Origin of the sequence: Bacillus sp. FSL H8-0545 (genome assembly GCF_038006105.1) — a bacterium.
GTDB lineage: Bacteria > Bacillota > Bacilli > Bacillales > Bacillaceae_G > Bacillus_A > Bacillus_A cereus_U.
In genome coordinates, this window is the sequence record NZ_JBBOUO010000001.1 from 3,837,340 (window position 1) to 3,856,049 (window position 18,710).

Here is an 18,710-nt window from a genome sequence, read left to right on the forward strand (position 1 = left end):
TCTCCTCCTCCTTTATAATGTAATGGACTATGCACAAAAGTATCCCTTGTTTAGAAGGAGAGGATTACTCACATGAAGATTGTTAAAATTTCCCCTCGTGGTTATTGCTACGGCGTTGTTGACGCGATGGTTATTGCACGTAACGCCGCATTAGATAAATCATTACCGAGACCCATTTATATTTTAGGTATGATTGTTCACAATAAGCATGTAACAGATGCTTTCGAAGAGGATGGCATCATTACATTAGACGGTCCAAGTCGATTAGAAATTTTAGATAAAATCGATTCTGGTACTGTTATTTTCACTGCACACGGTGTTTCTCCAGAAGTTAAACAACGTGCAAAAGCAAAAGGTTTAACGACAATTGATGCAACTTGCCCAGATGTTACAAAAACACATGACCTTATTGAAGCAAAGAAAGCTGAAGGATACCATGTCATTTATATCGGCAAAAAAAATCATCCAGAACCAGAAGGCGCAGTTGGTATTGCACCTGATATCGTTCATCTTATCGAAAGAGCTGACGATTTAAAAACATTAGAAATCCCAACGGATAAAATTTTAGTTACGAATCAAACGACAATGAGTCAATGGGATGTTCAACATTTAATGGAGGACATTCAGAAAAAATTCCCAACAGCAGAATTCCACAAGGAAATTTGTTTAGCAACTCAAGTTCGCCAAGAAGCTGTTGCTAAACAAGCTGATGTTGCAGATTTAACAATTGTTGTCGGCGATCCGAAAAGTAACAACTCAAACCGTTTAGCACAAGTATCACAAGAAATCGCTGGTACGAAAGCATACCGCGTTGCAGACGTAAGTGAAATCCAATTAGAGTGGCTACAAGGTATCGAAAACGTTGCAGTTACAGCGGGTGCTTCTACTCCAACGCCAATCACAAAAGAAGTTATTGCTTTCTTAGACCAATATGACCCGATGAATCCAGCTACATGGGATAGAACTCGAAATGTACCACTTCAAAAGATATTGCCACGTGTAAAAGTAAAAAAACAACAATAACAAAAAACCGTTGCCTACATGAGCAACGGTTTTTATTTTTCTTATACAAACGTGAATGGATCTGTATGTAACTGCGAAGCATGAATTTGTACATTGAATTTCTTTGCATCTACTTTTTCTTGCAATTGTTTTTGTACACCTTGCTTCATTACTTTTTCAACGTTATGCCCTGGATCGACTATATTTAAACCAAGCATCATCGCATCATGAGCAACATGATAATACATATCACCTGTTACATATACATCTGCCCCTTTAAATTTCGCTTGGTTTATATATTTATTACCGTCACCACCAAGTACAGCTACTTTACGCACTTTATCATCTAACTTTCCAACAACTCTTGCACCCTTCACATGTAATGATTGTTTCACATGCTCAGCAAACTGACCAAGTGTCATTTCCTCTTGTAAATACCCTATTTTACCAAGACCTAAAGTTTCCCCTTTATTATCAAGCGGATATACATCATATGCCACTTCTTCATATGGGTGGGCTGCCAACATCGCTTTAATAACTTTTCTTTGTAATGAAGCTGGAACAATCGTTTCGACACGTACCTCTTCCACACGTTCTAACTGTCCAGTTTCTCCGATATAAGGGTTTGTACCTTCTTTAGGGATAAACGTACCTACCCCTTCGCTACCGAACGTACAGTGGCTATAATTACCGATATGACCTGCATCCGCATCTCCAAGAGCTTTGCGCACTTCTTCTGCATGGGTTACTGGAACAAATACAACAATTTTTTTCATTTCTTCTGCATATGTAGGAGCTAATACTTCTGTATTTTGTAACCCTAACGCATCAGCAAGTAAATCATTTACCCCGCCCTTAGCAATATCTACATTTGTATGCGCTGCATACACCGCAATATCATTTTTAATACACGTTTCAATAATTCTTCCGTACACCTTATCCGTATGAATCGCTTTTAATGGATTAAAGATTAAAGGATGGTGCGCTATAATGATATTCGCTCCTAATTGGATCGCCTCGTTCACAACTTCCTCAGTTACATCTAACGCGATTAATACGTGCTGCACAGGTTTATTAAGCGCTCCAATCTGTAAGCCAACCTTATCCCCTTCCATCGCTAAATGCTTCGGATACATACCTTCAAACAAAGAAATAATTTCATGGCCATTCGGAATTTTACTCATGATAAAACCTCTCCTATCATTTTCATTTTCGCATCTATTTCTGCACGCTTCGCTTTTGTCTCTTCAGACTCTGCTGCACGCTCTAACTGTTTTAAAATATTTTGGAAGTTTTTCAATTCTCCTTCCCACTTTTCAACAAAAGCTTCACTTTTTTCTTTTATTAGAAATGGACCCATAAACAATTCAGCTTGTTTATTTTCAGAGTAAGGTACTGCTGTATCTCCTCGCTCTCCGACTAAAATCTCGTAAATCTTTCCGTCTTCTATTACAATTTTCTCACGGATAAGCTCCCATCCATTTTCAATAAACCATTCACGAATATGGTGTGCTGCAATATTCGGCTGTAAGATTAAACGTGTTACACCTTCTAATTTTTCTTTACCACTTTCTAAAATGTCACGAATTAACGCTCCACCCATACCAGCAATCGTAATAACATCTACTTCTCCTGGTGTAATAACAGCTAATCCATTCCCTTTACGAACGTCTACTTTATCTTGTAAGCCACTTTCAGCTACAGTTGCTTGTGCAGAGCGAAACGGTCCATCTACAACCTCTCCTGCAACTGCTTTTGTAGCAATATTATTTATAATTGTATAACACGGTAAATACGCATGATCCGATCCAATATCAGCTACTGTAGAGCCTACCGGAATCTCCCTCACAACTTCTTCTAATCGTTTCGAAAGCTTTACTTCATTCATGTATTTCCATTACTCCTTCTCTTGTCAGTCTGTCTCCATGATAATGAATTTATAGTAGTTGTTGCAAGTCCATAACAATACTTCAATTCTCTATTACTAATCGTATTTTAGATAGTATAGAAAAACAAGCCTTTTGCTTTTTGCAAAAGGCTTGTTTTTCTATACTTTATCCCGCATTAACGGGCAGTAAGACTCCCACCTCAAAATTCGGCTAGAACAAAGAAGTTAGGTGGGAGACCAACTGCCCGTAAACGCCCGATTGGTGAAGGCTAATAATCAATGGGGATGAACCCCCCACTGATTAAAGTTTCACTTTATTTTTTCTTCGATAACCAATCAGCTACTTTTGCCGCTTGATCAGCTGGAACTATATTTGGCGGCATATTTCCTTTTCCTTTTGAAATAACTTCTTTAATTTCATCTTTCGAAAGTTTCCCACCAATTTTTTGTAAATTAGGTCCTACCGCCCCTTGTAACTGATCACCATGACAGCTCGTACAGCTTTGCTTTACAATATCCTCTGGCTTTGATGCTGTTTGTGCTGGTTTCCCGCCATTTTTTGCATCAGCTAACTCTTTAGATTTATTTATCCCCTGAAATGAAAATACAAACATAACGATAATACCTAATGCTGCAATAAGAGCGAACGGAATCAACGGATTACGTTTCATATCTCTTCTCCCCCCTCTATAACCCTAAATAGTTAGATGATTCAGTCATTTATATTGTACTTGAAAACACTCTAGCAGAAAAGAGTAAACTACCATTTATTAAAAATATTCCGTAAATTCATTTTATTGATTTTCACTATTTTATCGCATATTATTTCGATAATTACTAACGTTTCTCATCATATTTTTTACTTTTCTACATATTATTTTGTAAAGAATAAACAAAATTAATCGAAAAATCGAAAAATGAGCATTTGCAAATCAAAAGACAATTCTGTAAAATAAATTACAAGAAATTGTAATCGTTGCCGATAGATAAAGTTTAACAAAAATTAACAAAAGAAAAAAGTTTACTTCACAATCGTGAAGTAAACTTAAAATAACCTATTCTAAGAAATCCTTAAGACGTTTACTACGGCTCGGATGTCTTAATTTGCGAAGTGCTTTCGCTTCAATTTGACGAATACGTTCTCTCGTTACGCCGAATACTTTCCCAACTTCTTCAAGTGTACGAGTTCGTCCATCATCTAAACCAAAACGAAGACGTAGAACATTTTCTTCACGATCTGTTAGTGTATCTAACACATCTTCTAATTGTTCTTTTAGCAATTCATACGCTGCATGGTCCGCAGGCGATGTTGCTTCTTGGTCTTCAATAAAGTCACCTAAATGGGAGTCGTCTTCTTCACCAATTGGTGTTTCAAGAGAAACTGGCTCCTGTGCAATCTTTAAGATTTCGCGTACTTTTTCTGGAGCAAGATCCATTTCTTCACCAATCTCTTCAGGAGATGGTTCGCGTCCTAAATCTTGTAATAATTGACGTTGTACACGAATTAACTTATTAATGGTTTCAACCATATGAACTGGAATACGAATTGTTCGCGCTTGGTCTGCAATCGCACGTGTAATAGCTTGGCGAATCCACCAAGTTGCATACGTACTAAATTTAAAACCTTTACGATAGTCGAACTTTTCAACCGCTTTAATTAGACCCATATTTCCTTCTTGGATTAAGTCTAAGAAAAGCATACCGCGGCCCACGTAGCGCTTTGCAATACTTACTACAAGACGTAAGTTTGCTTCTGCAAGACGGCGTTTCGCTTCTTCATCGCCTTCTTCAATACGCGTTGCAAGTCGAATTTCTTCTTCAGCGGATAGTAAGTCAACTCGACCAATTTCTTTTAAGTACATACGAACAGGGTCATTGATTTTCACACCTGGTGGCACACTTAAATCATTAAGGTCAAACTCTTCTTCCGTTTTTGTAATTTGGCGATTATTAGGACCTTCGTCGTTGTCATTGTCACCAACTAAGTCAATCCCTTGTTCACCTAAATATTCATAGTATTCATCCATTTGATCGGATTCAATTTCAAATCCATTCATGCGTTCTGCAATCTCTTCATATGTAAGAACGCCACGTTTTTTTCCAAGCTCAGTGAGTTGTTCTTTCACTTGCTCAAGGGTCATTTCAGTTTCAATTTGTTTAGAACGAGCTGGTTTATCAGCCATCTGTTCCCCTCCTTACGCGAGATACAAACATTCATTATACTAAAATTTTATCGAAAAAGCTATTTTCTTGCTTTTTGACTTTGTAAATATGCCACATAATATTTAGCAGCCTCTACAGGATCTGTTTTTTCCATTTGTTTTACTTTAAAGATAATTTCCATCTTTTCAAGTTTCTCTTTATGGCGTCTTAACGCCTCCAAATGACCTTGTAACGCTTCTTCTGTGTACTCTGGATTAATAAATTCATCCGTCGAAATATCAGTGATAATATTTTTCAACTTTTCATCAGAGAGCCAACTTAAAAATGTTCCGACTGAAGGTTCATTTCCCTTTTCATAATATGCGTATAGTTCATATAAAATCCCTTTATGTTCTTCTGTATAAAAATCTTCTATATGAGGTTCCATACGTACTGTCACTTCTGCACTTTGCAACATATGGTAGATAATTTCTCTTTCTGCCCTTTCAAAACCTGTTAACTTCGGCTTCGTTTGAACAATTTGAGATGGCTTAGAAACCTGCTTTATTTGTTTTTGCTGTACCTTTTGTTCTTTGCGATATTGGTGCAATTGATTCAAAAGTGTTTCCATTGAATACGAAAATTCTTGCGATAATGATTTTAAATATGATTCCGCCTGCATCGCATCCTGTAGCAATGATAACTCTTTTAAAACACTTTTTACATATTCTTCTTTGCCAGACTCATCTTGCAAATTTTTCCCTAAACGCAAATGATTTATTTTGAAACCAACAAAACTTATACTTGATTTCACAAGATTTTCAAAAGCGGTTGTCCCATATTGTTGCACATATTCATCAGGGTCAAGCTTATCTGGCAAGGATGTAACTTTCACTTGGCAACCAACTTGCAATAGTAATTGCCCTGCTTTCATCGTCGCTTCTCGCCCTGCTTTATCACCATCATAGCAAAGAACAACAGTTTCAACGTTACGTCGCAGAAGTTTCGCTTGTTCTTCAGTTAAGGCTGTTCCCATTGTCGCAACAGCTTCTTCCACACCACTTTTCACCGCAGCTAGTACATCGGCATAGCCTTCAAAAAGGACAACCTGCCCACGTTTTCTAATAAACGGCCTTGCTTGGTGGAAATTATACAACAGCTTACTTTTGTAAAAAATCGGTGTTTCAGGACTATTTAAATATTTCGGAGTGTCATCTCCTAACGCCCTTCCACTAAACGCTATCACCTTACCTTGTAAAGTATAAATCGGAAACATAACTCTTCCGCGGAAGCGGTCATAATGACTGCCATCCTTCTCACTTCTTACAAGAAGGCCAGCTTGTTCCATACTAGATAGCGACAAACCTCTTTTTTGTAAAATTTTCGTTGCTGCATCCCAAGCTTGTGATGCATAACCAATTTCAAATTTCTCAATCATCTCTTTTGTAATACCACGTTTTAATAAATATGAAAGTGCTTCATTTCCTTCTTCTGTATTTACTAATAAATGATGATAATACTTTTTCAAAAGTTCATGAGCCTGTTGCATGATGACAGTGTCATCAGATATGTCTTCTTGTTGTTGTTGTCCTTGCCCTGATGTATATTCTGCAACTGCAATTCCATTTCTTTCGCCAAGCTTTTGAACAGCCTCGGTGAAAGCAAGTCCTTCCATTTTCATAAGAAAAGAAAATACATTTCCACCTTCTCCACATCCGAAGCAATGAAAAATTTGCTTATCAGATGAAACAGAGAACGAAGGAGAATTCTCACCATGAAATGGACAAAGACCGAAATAGTTACGTCCCTGCTTTCTAAGTTGAACATACTCACCAATCACTTCTACAATATCAGATGATGTCCGAATCTGTTCAACAACTTCTTCGGGAATTCTGTTCCCCATAAATCCATCTCCGTGTCGTATTTTGTATTCGATATAAATTAAAAGATTCCTTTATAATTCGACAATATTTTTCTGAATTTGTTAGAAAGTACTGTCGATCACATTGTGTAAACGATTTTGGACCTTTCGTATAAGTCCCCAGTCTGCGTAAATTCGCAGATACATACTACTATATAAAATTGTATCCATTTGCTCATCTGTTACAAATGTATCTCTTGGAGACAATACATATACTCCTTTTTCACAAGAAGACTAGCAAGCACTATAACCTGTATGATCATGAGATCTGTAGCTTTTGCATGTTGATAAATATAACAATCCACTTCATCTTGCTCAGAATCTACATAGACCCAATTGCCTTGCTGTTTTCTTGAACGATGAGCATAGGATGCGACAAACAAAATTTCGACATAAAATTTTGTTCCAACTTGCACAATTACATTCTTCACGGGATACGCATCTGCATCAAATAATATCTTACTGATGTTTTGCATATTTCTGTATTCTACATCCCTTCTGTGAATCCTTCCATAATGTGCGTTTTCTTGTCTAGATTTTGTCGATTTAACGTAAATACATGTCTTTTTCGAAAATCCTATCCCTAGTTTATTCTGAAAAATTAAAGTCTAAACGTAAAATATAGGTTTTTATCACAATTTTTTATTATAATATATTTTCTTCAACTACGCTACATATCCCTTTAATTTTCATCTTACATTTAAAGATAACGAAATCGTTCCTTTAGCATAATAAAAAAAACAGAAGAATATAAGTATAACCATTCCGCTATATTCTATTACTAAGCCGAAAGTCCATGCTCTACTTCGCATCTTCCTCTACCGCCTTCTCACGAGCGAAAAAAGCACATTCACCTTTGGTAAATGTGCTAAAACATTTTTTGGTTTTGCACTGCATTCACAATAATATTTGCTGTTTCTTCAATCGCCTTATTTGATACATCAATCACTTGACAATTTATTTTATTAATTACTTCCTCAAAATGACCAAGTTCTTCTTGAATACGATTAATATTTGCATATGTTGCTCCATCACTTAATCCAAGTGATTTCAATCGTTCTTTTCGAATATGATTTAACTTATCCGGTATGATTTTCAAACCGAAACATTTCTCTTTTGCCACTTGATATAATTCCTCAGGTGGATCCACTTCCGGTACAAGTGGTACATTGGCAACTTTCAAACGTTTGTTATGCGCTAAATATTGTGAAAGTGGTGTTTTTGATGTACGTGAAATTCCAATCAACACGATATCAGCTTTTAAAATACCACGTGCATCTCTACCATCATCATACTTAACTGCAAATTCAATCGCTTCAATTTTTTTAAAGTACTCTTCATCTAATCTTCGAACGACACCTGGCTCATACCTTGGTACTTGCCCTGTAATTCCTTCAATTTGATCGATAAGAGGTCCGATAATATCGTATGCCTCTACTCCTTCTTTTGCCGCTTCTGTCAATAAATATTGACGCATATCAGGCTTTACTAACGTAAAACAAATAAGCGCTTGATTGCTCTTGGCAATCGAGATTACTTCTTTTAATGTCCCTGTATCTTCTACATACGGTACACGTCTAATATCAGGAGCGAATGGGAACTGTCCCATTGCCGCTCTAACAACCAAATCAGCCGTTTCTCCTACAGAGTCAGATACGACATATACGATTTTATTATCCATTACATTACCTCACTTTAAACAAATTACACTTATTCGTTATTTACTAAATTTACAAACGCACGTGTAATATTTGTTTTTGTAATTCGCCCAATCACTTCTAAACCTTGTTTCGTATCCTTCACAACCGGCATCGCATCAATCTGTCTTTCTATTAATTCCATCGCAATATCATATAAAGAATCCTCCCTGCGACACATCGCAATGTTTGGCATCCTTGTCATGATAATATTAACCGGAAGAGAGGTTAAATCCTGCTTTCCTAAGCTAGCTCGTAATAAATCTTTACGAGATACAACGCCAACTAATAAAGTAGATTGATCTACAACAAATAATGTACCAACGTCCTCTAGAAACATAGTACAGATTGCATCGTATACTGATACATTTTTATCAATTACAGCCGGTCTAGATTGATAATCTTGCACTTTAATTTTCTTAACAGCTTCAGATAATAGCTGTCCCCCGGTTTTACCCGTATAAAAATAACCTACACGTGGACGCGCTTCTAAATAACCAGCCATCGTTAAAATTGCTAAGTCTGGTCTTAGCGTTGCACGTGTTAAACCCAATTGCCCAGCAATTGACTCCCCTGTAATAGGACCGTGATCTTTTACAATCTGAATGATATGCTCTTGCCGTTTATTCAGCTCTATGATAATCACCACCTTTAATGCACAACGAAAAAAGTTATACTATCTCTTAAATATTATATACTAAATATGCTATTCGAAAAAGAAAGTATGTAAAAAGGACCGTATACGGCCCTTTTTATATTTGAAACTTATCAAGTTGTTCCAAGAAACGCCTTGTTTTCAAATAAATCCCACAATATTCATCATAATATGTATTCAATACTGTGCGCATTTGTTTTTTTGTACTATCCTTCACCGATACATTACCGAGCCGGTGTAGATCGAAGTGAAGAAAGAGACGTAATAATTTATGAACAGCCTCTCCCACCGGAATACGATACGGATCTTGTTCCGCATGACGCGAGCACAGAAAACCGCCTTCCCTGACAGAGAAGGCGACAAAATCTGTTTCTTGATGACAAATAGCACATGTATCAAAGTACGGGTGCATCCCTAATACCGGAAGCATTTTCGTTTGATAAATTAATGATAATGCTTCTGGGTCAACACCCTCACACATATAATGCAACGTTTGATATAACATTTCAAATAAATACGGATTATGCTTCTTATCTTCTGTTGCTTTATCAGTTAATTCGATAATAAATGATGCATAAGCAGTTAAAAATATATCCTCGCGAATTTCTTTCATAGATGAAATAATCTCGCCTTGTTGCAAAGTTCCAAGTCCAGATCCAATTTGAATAAGAAAATGACCATGTGTCATAAGTTGCGAAATAGCCGCTAACCGACTCTTCGGTTTTTTCGCCCCTCTTGCCATTGCACTTATCTTACCAAATTCCCGTGAGTATATTGTAACAATCTTATTTGTTTCTCCGTAATCTGTTGTACGGATGACAATGCCCTCAACTTTTTGAAACATGTTCGTCACCATCCAAGGTTTGAACAAAACGGGTCAAGAAATTGGAGAGTCTAGATGCGCTAACTCCTCTTCATGTTGATCCATCTCATCGTTTACGTCTTTTTCCATTTCTTTCAAAAGCAAATACGTTTCAATGCTTCCTGTTTTGGAGAAAAACTTCCAGGTAAAATCTAGCATAAGAATCCACCTTTCTCAATAAGCGTAGCCTATAAAGCAATTTCTTTTGTTGTTATTAAATTGACCCATTTTGTTCATTTTCATGTGAGAAAAATTTTTCCTAATTTATCAAGGTTCATAAAAACCAATAATCAGTGGATGAACAAAACACCCACTGATCACAACTTTACTTCATATTAATACTCGTCTTCACGGAAACCAAGGTCACGAAGCTGTGACATCTTATTACGCCAATCTTTTTGCACTTTCACCCATACTTCTAAAAATACTTTAGAACCAAGAAGTGCTTCAATGTCAAAGCGAGCTCGCTTACCGACTTCTTTTAACATCTTCCCTTGCTTACCTATAATAATTCCTTTTTGTGATGCACGTTCAACAACAATCGTTGCGTTTATATAAACAGCTCCGCCCTCACGCTTTTGAATTGCATCAATAACAACCGCTACAGAATGCGGTACTTCTTCACGTGTTAAATGTAATACTTTTTCACGAATAAGCTCTGAAATAATAAATCGCTCTGGATGATCCGTTACTTGATTATCCGGGTAATATTGCGGTCCTTCTGGTAAATACTTTTTAATTGCTCCGATTAACGCTTCAACGTTATTACCGTCCAATGCAGAAATTGGCACAATCTCCGCGAACTCATATAGTTTACGGTATTGATCAATTAACGCTAATAATTGCTCTGGATGAACTTGGTCAATTTTATTAATTACTAAAAATACCGGTTGTTTCGTTTCTTGTAATTTCTCAATAATAAATTCCTCACCACGACCATATCCTTCAGTTGCATTGACCATAAACAGAACAATATCAACTTCTTTTAATGTCGTTTGAGCCATCTTCACCATGAAATCGCCTAGTTTATGTTTAGGTTTATGTATTCCTGGTGTATCAATGAAAACTACTTGTGAATCATTTTCTGTATATACACCTTGAATTTTATTACGAGTTGTTTGTGGCTTATCGCTCATAATAGCAATTTTTTGGCCAATAATACGATTTAAAAATGTAGATTTCCCAACATTCGGTCTGCCAATAATAGAGACAAAACCTGATTTATAACCTTTTCTATTCATGTAAATCCTCCGCTAAAAATGCTCCTGGTAACAATTCTCCGACTGTTGTCTCTTGAACATCACCATGTAAGTTTGATAGGTATACTTTCGTATCCTGTTTACATAATTCTACCATAACTTGTCGACATGCTCCACAAGGAGGTACTGGACGCTTTGTATCTGCTACGACTGCAATAGCTACAAACTCGTTATCTCCTTCAGAAATCGCCTTAAATAACGCTGTTCTTTCTGCACAGTTACATAAACCATATGATGCATTTTCAACATTACATCCACGATATATTTTTCCATCCTGAGTTAGTAAAGCTGCACCTACTTGAAATTTAGAATATGGTACGTACGCGCGTTTACGCGCTTCGGTTGCTTCTTGAATTAATTGTTTACTATTCATATTCCCGCATCCTTTCCGTTCACAGATGTGAATAGATACACTCTTTCATTAAAGGCCTTCACGGCGCTCCCAAAGCTTAATAAAAGCTTCGGAATGCAACTATACCATATACGGTAAAAAGATAATAGCACCAATTACAACAGCTATAATTGCAAACAATAAAACTGCCCCCGCCGCAACATCCTTTGCAATTTTCGCAAACGGATGAATATCGGCGGTCGCTAAGTCTACTGTTTTTTCAATAGCCGTATTCACCATCTCTAAACCCATTACACTCCCTATCACAATAAGTAATACAATCCATTCCGTTGTTGTAATATGGAAATAAAAGCCGCAGCACATAACAATGACTGCGGCTAAAGAATGAATTTTCATATTTCGTTCATGACGAAGACAAAAGTATATACCAGCTATAGCATATCCAAAACTGTCTAAAAGTTTTCCTTTTTTCATCGCCCTAATCCAAAGGCCTCTAAAATTTCTTTTTGTCTTCCAAACATTTCTTTTTCATCTTCTTCTGTCATATGATCATAACCAAGCAAATGCAAAAAGCCATGTAGTGCTAAAAACCCAAGTTCTCGATCAAAAGAATGTCCATATTCTTCAGCTTGTTCTTTTGCTCTTGGAATAGAAATAATAAGATCTCCTAACATACGCGGCATCTCCGCACCGACAATTTCCATTTCGCCTTCTCCCATTTCTTCCATAGCGAAAGAAATAACGTCCGTAGGCTGATCCTTATCTCGGTAATCACGGTTTATTTCACGAATACGTTCATTATCTACAAACGTAACCGATAATTCTGCTCCTTCTTCTATCTTTTCCATTTGGGCTGCTTTCTCTACCAACCCTCGAATCAAGCTTATATACTCGTCTTTCACTTCTTCTGTTTCATCAATAAAATCAATTAATAAACTCATTCTTTCTCCTTTTCTTCCGGCGGTTCCGGATATGTAATACGGGAATGGAAAATACCATTTAACGTTTCACATAACGTTTTTCCAACGATTTGTAGTTCCTTAAATGTCAAATCACATTCACTAAATTGACCATCTTGTAAACGATCTCTAATGATACTTTGCACTAAATTATTGATTTGATCTGGCGTTGGATGATTCATTGAACGTACCGCCGCTTCTACACTATCAGCAATACCAACGATTGCCGACTCTTTAGAAGTTGCTTTTGACCCTGGATAGCGGAACATTTCCTCAGTATATTTCTCTTTATCTTCTTTAATCGCCTTATAGTAAAAATATTTAAGTAACGTTGTACCATGATGCTGTCCAGCAATATCAATAATTTCTTGAGGAATATGATATTCCTCTAACATCCTCACCCCATCAGTTACGTGAGCGATTATAATATCTTTACTCGTTACAGGGTCTAATCTATCATGCGGGTTTTCAATCCCCATCTGGTTTTCAATAAAAAACTGTGGTTGTACTGTTTTTCCCACATCATGATAATACGCCCCTACACGAGCCAACACTCCATTTGCTCCAACCGCTTCACAAGCAGCTTCAGAAAGATTCGCTACCATTACACTATGGTGATACGTACCCGGTGCTTCTAATAAGATTTTGCGCAAGAGCGGGTGATTCGGACTTGAAAGTTCCATTAATTTCATACTCGATACAATTCCGAGCCCACTTTCTAAATACGGTAAAATCCCCATAGCTAGAACAGAAGAGATAATCCCCGAAACTGCTGCCATTAATAATTGCGTACCAATTTCAAGAGGTGAAAAGTTCCCATTTCGTAATAGTAGCAATGCCGCCAATACGACTACATTTAATACGGAAACGAGTATACCAGCTTGCAAAATCATCGTACGACGATTTTTTTCTCTCAAGAAGATGCTAACCGATAATGAACTTAACAAAACATAAATCCCTACACTATAATTCAGTGTACTCGTTACACCTTCATTAAACATAATACTTCCGCAAACAGAAAAAATCATACTTGTTAAAAATACAAATCGGTCACCAATCATTAATTTCACAAGTATTGTCCCCATCGCGACCGGAACAACATACGCAATTCCTGCATATTCAAGCTTTTGGAATAAACTAATGATTTTCATTAAAACAATCGTGATAGACAGAATTGTGATGTATGCTAAAACATACGGCCTATCTTCTCTTTTTCGCTGTAAAAATACTTCAAACTGCTTATGCATAAAGTATAGCAACACACAAATGAGCACCGCCAAACCAACATAAGGTTGGAAGCTATTACCTTTCTCTAGCAACCCAACTAATTTCAACTGATTATACATATCACTTGAAATCGTTTCTCCTTCTCTCACAAGAACTTGCCCTTGAAGGATATAAACAGGCGGCACTAAATCTTCCTCTGCTTTTCTCTTCTCTTTTGTTAAAGTCGGATCATAAAAATAATTTGCTGAAATTGCATATTTCCCTAGTGCCTTAATAGCTTCTTTTAAACCACTATCGACATTAACATTATTCATCTCACTTACATACCGCTCTTTAGCGTCCTTCAATTCGTCCATTTTAATATGCATAGCCATTATACTATTAACGGCTGTGACTGCTGCATCTTTTGCTAATACCAATTGGCTTGAATCCGCGTTAATCAAGTTTAGTAAGTTTGAATCCGATAAATCTTTTGTTAAATCGACAGGTAGTTTCTTTTTCAACTTGTCCACTTTATCAGCATCGGTAATCTTTTTTTGCTCATCTGGTCCAACAGCTTTAATCTCTTGCACCACTTCATCTACCTTAGCAAAAACATCATTAACAATATCCACTTTATTTTGTTTAAGCTCACTTCTATATGTATACTGATCTTCAACTTTGGTAGCGGCTTCTTTTTTCTTTTTTTCCGTTGTAACTTTATCTTCAATTTTAATAGGAGAGTGGATTGTTTTTTTAGCAATAGAGTATATTTCAACATCTAATTGCTCTGGTTTTACATTATTCATAAGTGCAAAAAACAGTACTGCTCCTAATAAAACGTAAGAAATCCAACTTAGTTTTTTCGAATGTTGTAAATTACGAAACCACTTAGAAATTTCTTGAGATCTTGACATGATTTCAATACCTTCTCCTCTCCAGAAATAAAGTGAAACTATTTATAGCTTTCATTTCTTCCAGCCAACGATGCTTTTTAGGACCATATTTTTATAGACCATCACCTATAGTTTATTTCCCTCGTCTTTAATGATAGTAAAAAATATGTCCTTCGCCAACCTTATCATACAAAAAGAAATGATCCTGACAAATAGGATCATTCCATTTTATCATATGCCTCAATAATACGTTGCACTAACTGGTGTCTCACAACGTCCGTTTGTTCCAATGTAATGAACGAAAGACCTGATACACCAGATAAAATATTAGCAGCAATAGAAAGACCTGACTTTACCCCTTTTGGCAAGTCTACCTGTGAGGGATCCCCCGTAATAACCATTTTAGAACTAAAACCTAATCGTGTTAAAAACATTTTTATTTGAACACCAGTTGTATTTTGCGCCTCATCTAATATAACAAATGAATCATCAAGAGTACGCCCTCTCATATAAGCAAGAGGTGCAATTTCAATTACACCACGTTCCATCATACGTTGTGTATATTCTTGTCCAAGAATATCATGTAACGCATCATATAGTGGACGTAAATACGGATCTACTTTTTCTTTCAAATCACCTGGTAAAAACCCTAAGCTCTCTCCAGCTTCTACAGCAGGTCTTGTTAAAATAATTTTCTTTACATACCCTTGCTTTAAAGCTCTCACAGCCATTACTACGGCTAAGTATGTTTTTCCTGTCCCAGCAGGCCCTATCCCAAATACAATATCATTCTTTTTCATTGCATGAATATATCGTCTTTGCCCCATCGTTTTCACACGAATGGATTTACCTTTTGCCGTTTTAAAAATTTCCTCTTCATATAACTCTTCGAATTGAGCAATTTTCCCTTGTTGCCCAAGCTGAATCGCATACGCAACATCTCTTTCCGAAATTGATACACCTTTACGGATAACAACAAGTAACTGTTGTAAGATTTTTTCTACGAGCACCACAGTTTCATCTGCCCCAGATACACGAACAGATTCTCCTCTAGTCACAATCGATACACTAAGTTCTCGTTCAATTACTTTTAAATGAGCATCATTTACCCCAAAAAGAGCGATTGCTTCGTTAGGGTTTTCCAATTGTTGGTTCATTTCTACTAATTGTTCTGCCATTACTCAGTCTCCTTGAATATCGAATTCAGATATTGGTTGTGGCTCTGCAATATTTTCAATCACTGTATAATGTAATGTGACCTTTAGGTGATCCGCCTCAACCTCTTTACTCAAAATGTTATCACTTACAATCATAGCATGTTCATCCAATTTTTTCTTCAGTTCTTTTTCTGCCATCTCTTTCGCTACTTTCATCGCTTGTTTTTCGGTATATTCTCGGTTCGCTTCTTCCTCTTCTCGTACAATATCTTTTTCATATGCAACTGGTAATGTGAATCCAAATAATTTCACATCATGTTTTACACTTTCAGTACGAGAGCGTTTATACTTATCCTGTTGAAATCCCCATATTTTTATTTTAGCACTCCCAAATTTAAGAAAATATTCATTATACGAATTACCAGTATACACTTGAAATTGCGTCTTTAACGGAACATCCACCTCAGATTTGTACCACGTTTCTCCATATACAATCCCTTTAGCCGAAACAATTGTCGGATTCTCCTCATTACCATACATCCCCGAGACGAGAAGTTGCCCCTTTTCTACATGGTCATTTTTCATGACAACAGGCTTCCCAACTTCCACAAATGTTTTTGTAATAATCCCTTCTTTTTTCGCTACTAAGTTTTGTGGCTGTTGTTCACTTTCTTTTTTCGGTTCATTTTTTTCAACAATCTTAAAATGATATGTTGTCCCTCTTATTTCTAATCCCGCCCAAGTAATCGCATTAATATTGTCTGTCAAATGACGTTGAACATCTTCTACACTCGGCATTTGGAACTGTAATTTCCCTTTTTTTATACCCATTTTGTCCAATTCTTTCATCAAGATATATTCCGTTTCAGGTTTTGCTCCTGTAATTTCAATTTTCCACACCATATTTGACAATGCGATCATTCCGAAAAAAAATATTAAAAACCCAATTAAAAATCCACTATTTTTAATTAAACGCTTATTCCAAAACGGAAAACCGTAACGTCCAATAAAATATAATTTACATTCATTTTTTCTATAAATTGGTTTTATCTTTTTCACATCTCGTAATAACATACAAAAAACTAACGTTTCATCAGCTATCTTCTTTACATCCCAAACGAGTAATTTCCTCCGCACACACTCGTTAACAAAGCGTTCCGCTCCTCTACCTTCAATTCGCACCTTTACATACCCAAGCCATTTTATAAACCATTTATTTTTCATCGACTATCTCCACTACCTTTCTAAAAGTAGATACACTACTTTTCAATTCGATTATCAAACTAGCTCGTACTAAATTAGCAGATTCCTTGATCCTCACTAATTATTAACCTTCACGAGCCAGTTTTTTTACGTGGAACTCAATTCCCACCTATCCTCTTTGTACGAACCGAATATTGAGGCCAGAACGTTATCACCTGTTAATACAAGGTAACGAAGAAAAACTTCACAAACGGAAGTTTCTCCTCACTCCTCTTTCTTTTCATTTTCTAAAAACGTCACTTGTTCAATAATCCCTTCAAGTAACAGTTCTTCTGGAAGGATTGTTTTAATAACAAAGGATTGACCTTTAATTAATAATTGACCATGTTTCAATAGCAATCTTACCTCTTTATCTGAAAACACTAATAATCCTCGATGATTTTCTATATAGATATGTACTTGCCCAACAAGCGTGATCCGAGGTAGATCCATTAACACATCCACTGGCAGGTCTATTTGCTTCGTTAACCAATTCTTCATTTGTTCTAATTTCTTCATCTCAAAAGACCCCCTCTCATCCCATATGTATGAAAAAAGAGCTTGTAATATCACGTCCAAACTGAAAAAAGCATAAAAAAACGTCTCATACGAAATGAGACGCTTTTTTATGCTAATAGCTGGATAACCAGCTTATTCACAAGTGATCCGTCTGTTTTACCTTTTACTTTCGGCATAACAGCAGTCATCACTTTACCCATATCTGCTTTAGATGTAGCACCAACTTCAGAAATAACTTGCTTAATTATATCCGCTAGTTCTTCTTCTGTTAATTGCTCCGGCAAATATGCGCTTAAAATCTGAATTTCACTTTGCAGTTTATCAACAAGGTCTTCACGACCAGCTTTTTTAAATTCAAGGAGGGAGTCCTTATACTGTTTTACTTCACGAGCTAAAACTGTTAATTCCTCTTCTTCAGTAAGAGTATGTTGCAGTTTAATACCTTCATTTTGTAAAGCAGCCTTAACCATACGAATAACGGTTAATTTTTCTTTTTGTTTATTCTTCATCGCTTGTTTCATATCATCGTTTAAACGACCGAGAAGACTCATAACTTACACCCTCTCTTAGAACTTACGCTTTCTTGCCGCTTCAGACTTCTTCTTACGTTTTACACTTGGCTTTTCATAAAACTCGCGCTTTCTTGCTTCAGCAAGTGTACCAGTTTTAGAAACCGACTTTTTAAAACGGCGAAGTGCATCCTCCAAAGACTCGTTTTTACGAACGACTGTTTTTGACATTCTCTTTCCCTCCCTCCGAAACATCACACTTACATACTAACTTCAGCATGCAAAAAGAAACACTTCTTCAGCATGTCTTTTACGATTATAATACATTTTATCACTTCAGGTCAACTATTTGGCAGAATAAAAGAAGAATTGATGCTCTTCCTTTTTCAAAAACTATGTTGATAGCCTTTATCTCTTCCCCTCAAAATAAATATATTTTTATTA

General features: G+C 36.4%; 21 protein-coding genes. 1 reads left to right on the forward strand and 20 read right to left on the reverse strand.

The features are described 5' to 3' along the window. Nucleotides 1–72: 72 nt before the first annotated feature. Nucleotides 73–1,023 carry a 4-hydroxy-3-methylbut-2-enyl diphosphate reductase gene (locus tag MHI07_RS20140; RefSeq protein ID WP_002111876.1) on the forward strand — a complete coding sequence of 317 codons (951 nt, stop codon included), beginning with the start codon at nucleotides 73–75 and terminating at the stop codon, nucleotides 1,021–1,023. 41 nt (nucleotides 1,024–1,064) lie between these two features. Here the strand turns inward: MHI07_RS20140 and MHI07_RS20145 are convergent, their stop codons facing one another. The 20 genes from MHI07_RS20145 to rpsU all read right to left on the reverse strand — a co-directional run bounded on the left by MHI07_RS20145 (nucleotide 1,065) and on the right by rpsU (nucleotide 18,497). Continuing rightward, the gene (locus MHI07_RS20145; RefSeq protein WP_088079381.1) at nucleotides 1,065–2,186 is read right to left on the reverse strand and encodes a Nif3-like dinuclear metal center hexameric protein; all 1,122 of its coding nucleotides are present in this window, start codon (nucleotides 2,184–2,186) and stop codon (nucleotides 1,065–1,067) included. Then, nucleotides 2,183–2,890, reverse strand: coding sequence for a tRNA (adenine(22)-N(1))-methyltransferase (locus tag MHI07_RS20150; protein ID WP_016106174.1), 708 nt, complete (start codon nucleotides 2,888–2,890; stop codon nucleotides 2,183–2,185). Before MHI07_RS20150 ends, MHI07_RS20145 begins: the two co-directional genes overlap by 4 nt. A 314-nt stretch (nucleotides 2,891–3,204) precedes the next feature. After that, on the reverse strand, nucleotides 3,205–3,561 hold the full coding sequence (gene cccA / locus MHI07_RS20155; RefSeq protein ID WP_002160454.1) for a cytochrome c550: 357 nt from the start codon (nucleotides 3,559–3,561) through the stop codon (nucleotides 3,205–3,207). 384 nt (nucleotides 3,562–3,945) lie between these two features. After that, nucleotides 3,946–5,073 (reverse strand): RNA polymerase sigma factor RpoD, encoded by a 1,128-nt coding sequence (rpoD, locus tag MHI07_RS20160; protein ID WP_000764062.1) that lies wholly within the window; start codon nucleotides 5,071–5,073, stop codon nucleotides 3,946–3,948. 59 nt (nucleotides 5,074–5,132) lie between these two features. Beyond that, nucleotides 5,133–6,935: a DNA primase gene (gene dnaG, locus MHI07_RS20165; protein WP_002067179.1), complete on the reverse strand. Its 1,803-nt coding sequence runs from the start codon at nucleotides 6,933–6,935 to the stop codon at nucleotides 5,133–5,135. Between the two features lie 200 nt (nucleotides 6,936–7,135). After that, nucleotides 7,136–7,429: a DUF188 domain-containing protein gene (locus tag MHI07_RS20170; RefSeq protein WP_002160453.1), complete on the reverse strand. Its 294-nt coding sequence runs from the start codon at nucleotides 7,427–7,429 to the stop codon at nucleotides 7,136–7,138. 392 nt (nucleotides 7,430–7,821) lie between these two features. After that, complete coding sequence (locus tag MHI07_RS20175; protein ID WP_002160452.1) at nucleotides 7,822–8,634, reverse strand: pyruvate, water dikinase regulatory protein; 813 nt, start codon at nucleotides 8,632–8,634, stop codon at nucleotides 7,822–7,824. Nucleotides 8,635–8,663: 29 nt separating this feature from the next. Further along, nucleotides 8,664–9,296, reverse strand: a complete 633-nt coding sequence (locus MHI07_RS20180; protein ID WP_087947415.1) for a helix-turn-helix transcriptional regulator — start codon at nucleotides 9,294–9,296, stop codon at nucleotides 8,664–8,666. Between the two features lie 106 nt (nucleotides 9,297–9,402). Next, nucleotides 9,403–10,149, reverse strand: a complete 747-nt coding sequence (gene recO, locus MHI07_RS20185; RefSeq protein WP_016106175.1) for a DNA repair protein RecO — start codon at nucleotides 10,147–10,149, stop codon at nucleotides 9,403–9,405. 33 nt (nucleotides 10,150–10,182) lie between these two features. Further along, nucleotides 10,183–10,326 (reverse strand): YqzL family protein, encoded by a 144-nt coding sequence (locus MHI07_RS20190; protein WP_000883924.1) that lies wholly within the window; start codon nucleotides 10,324–10,326, stop codon nucleotides 10,183–10,185. 176 nt (nucleotides 10,327–10,502) lie between these two features. After that, nucleotides 10,503–11,408, reverse strand: coding sequence for a GTPase Era (era, locus tag MHI07_RS20195; protein WP_002160449.1), 906 nt, complete (start codon nucleotides 11,406–11,408; stop codon nucleotides 10,503–10,505). Further along, nucleotides 11,401–11,799 (reverse strand): cytidine deaminase, encoded by a 399-nt coding sequence (locus MHI07_RS20200; RefSeq protein ID WP_002111886.1) that lies wholly within the window; start codon nucleotides 11,797–11,799, stop codon nucleotides 11,401–11,403. Before MHI07_RS20200 ends, era begins: the two co-directional genes overlap by 8 nt. Before the next feature lie 99 nt (nucleotides 11,800–11,898). Beyond that, the gene (locus MHI07_RS20205) at nucleotides 11,899–12,252 is read right to left on the reverse strand and encodes a diacylglycerol kinase family protein (protein ID WP_078180623.1); all 354 of its coding nucleotides are present in this window, start codon (nucleotides 12,250–12,252) and stop codon (nucleotides 11,899–11,901) included. Next, nucleotides 12,249–12,719, reverse strand: a complete 471-nt coding sequence (gene ybeY / locus MHI07_RS20210; RefSeq protein WP_002111888.1) for an rRNA maturation RNase YbeY — start codon at nucleotides 12,717–12,719, stop codon at nucleotides 12,249–12,251. The genes MHI07_RS20205 and ybeY overlap by 4 nt, the downstream gene beginning before the upstream one ends. Next, nucleotides 12,716–14,860, reverse strand: coding sequence for an HD family phosphohydrolase (locus tag MHI07_RS20215; protein ID WP_002160447.1), 2,145 nt, complete (start codon nucleotides 14,858–14,860; stop codon nucleotides 12,716–12,718). Before MHI07_RS20215 ends, ybeY begins: the two co-directional genes overlap by 4 nt. A 197-nt stretch (nucleotides 14,861–15,057) precedes the next feature. Then, nucleotides 15,058–16,017: a PhoH family protein gene (locus tag MHI07_RS20220; RefSeq protein WP_002160446.1), complete on the reverse strand. Its 960-nt coding sequence runs from the start codon at nucleotides 16,015–16,017 to the stop codon at nucleotides 15,058–15,060. A 3-nt stretch (nucleotides 16,018–16,020) separates the two neighbouring features. Then, nucleotides 16,021–17,220, reverse strand: coding sequence for a sporulation protein YqfD (yqfD, locus tag MHI07_RS20225; RefSeq protein WP_002111891.1), 1,200 nt, complete (start codon nucleotides 17,218–17,220; stop codon nucleotides 16,021–16,023). 243 nt (nucleotides 17,221–17,463) lie between these two features. Beyond that, nucleotides 17,464–17,757, reverse strand: coding sequence for a sporulation protein YqfC (gene yqfC, locus MHI07_RS20230; RefSeq protein WP_002088680.1), 294 nt, complete (start codon nucleotides 17,755–17,757; stop codon nucleotides 17,464–17,466). 107 nt (nucleotides 17,758–17,864) lie between these two features. After that, nucleotides 17,865–18,308 carry a GatB/YqeY domain-containing protein gene (locus MHI07_RS20235; protein WP_000054578.1) on the reverse strand — a complete coding sequence of 148 codons (444 nt, stop codon included), beginning with the start codon at nucleotides 18,306–18,308 and terminating at the stop codon, nucleotides 17,865–17,867. A 15-nt stretch (nucleotides 18,309–18,323) separates the two neighbouring features. Beyond that, nucleotides 18,324–18,497 (reverse strand): 30S ribosomal protein S21, encoded by a 174-nt coding sequence (gene rpsU / locus MHI07_RS20240; protein ID WP_002088683.1) that lies wholly within the window; start codon nucleotides 18,495–18,497, stop codon nucleotides 18,324–18,326. Nucleotides 18,498–18,710 lie beyond the last annotated feature (213 nt).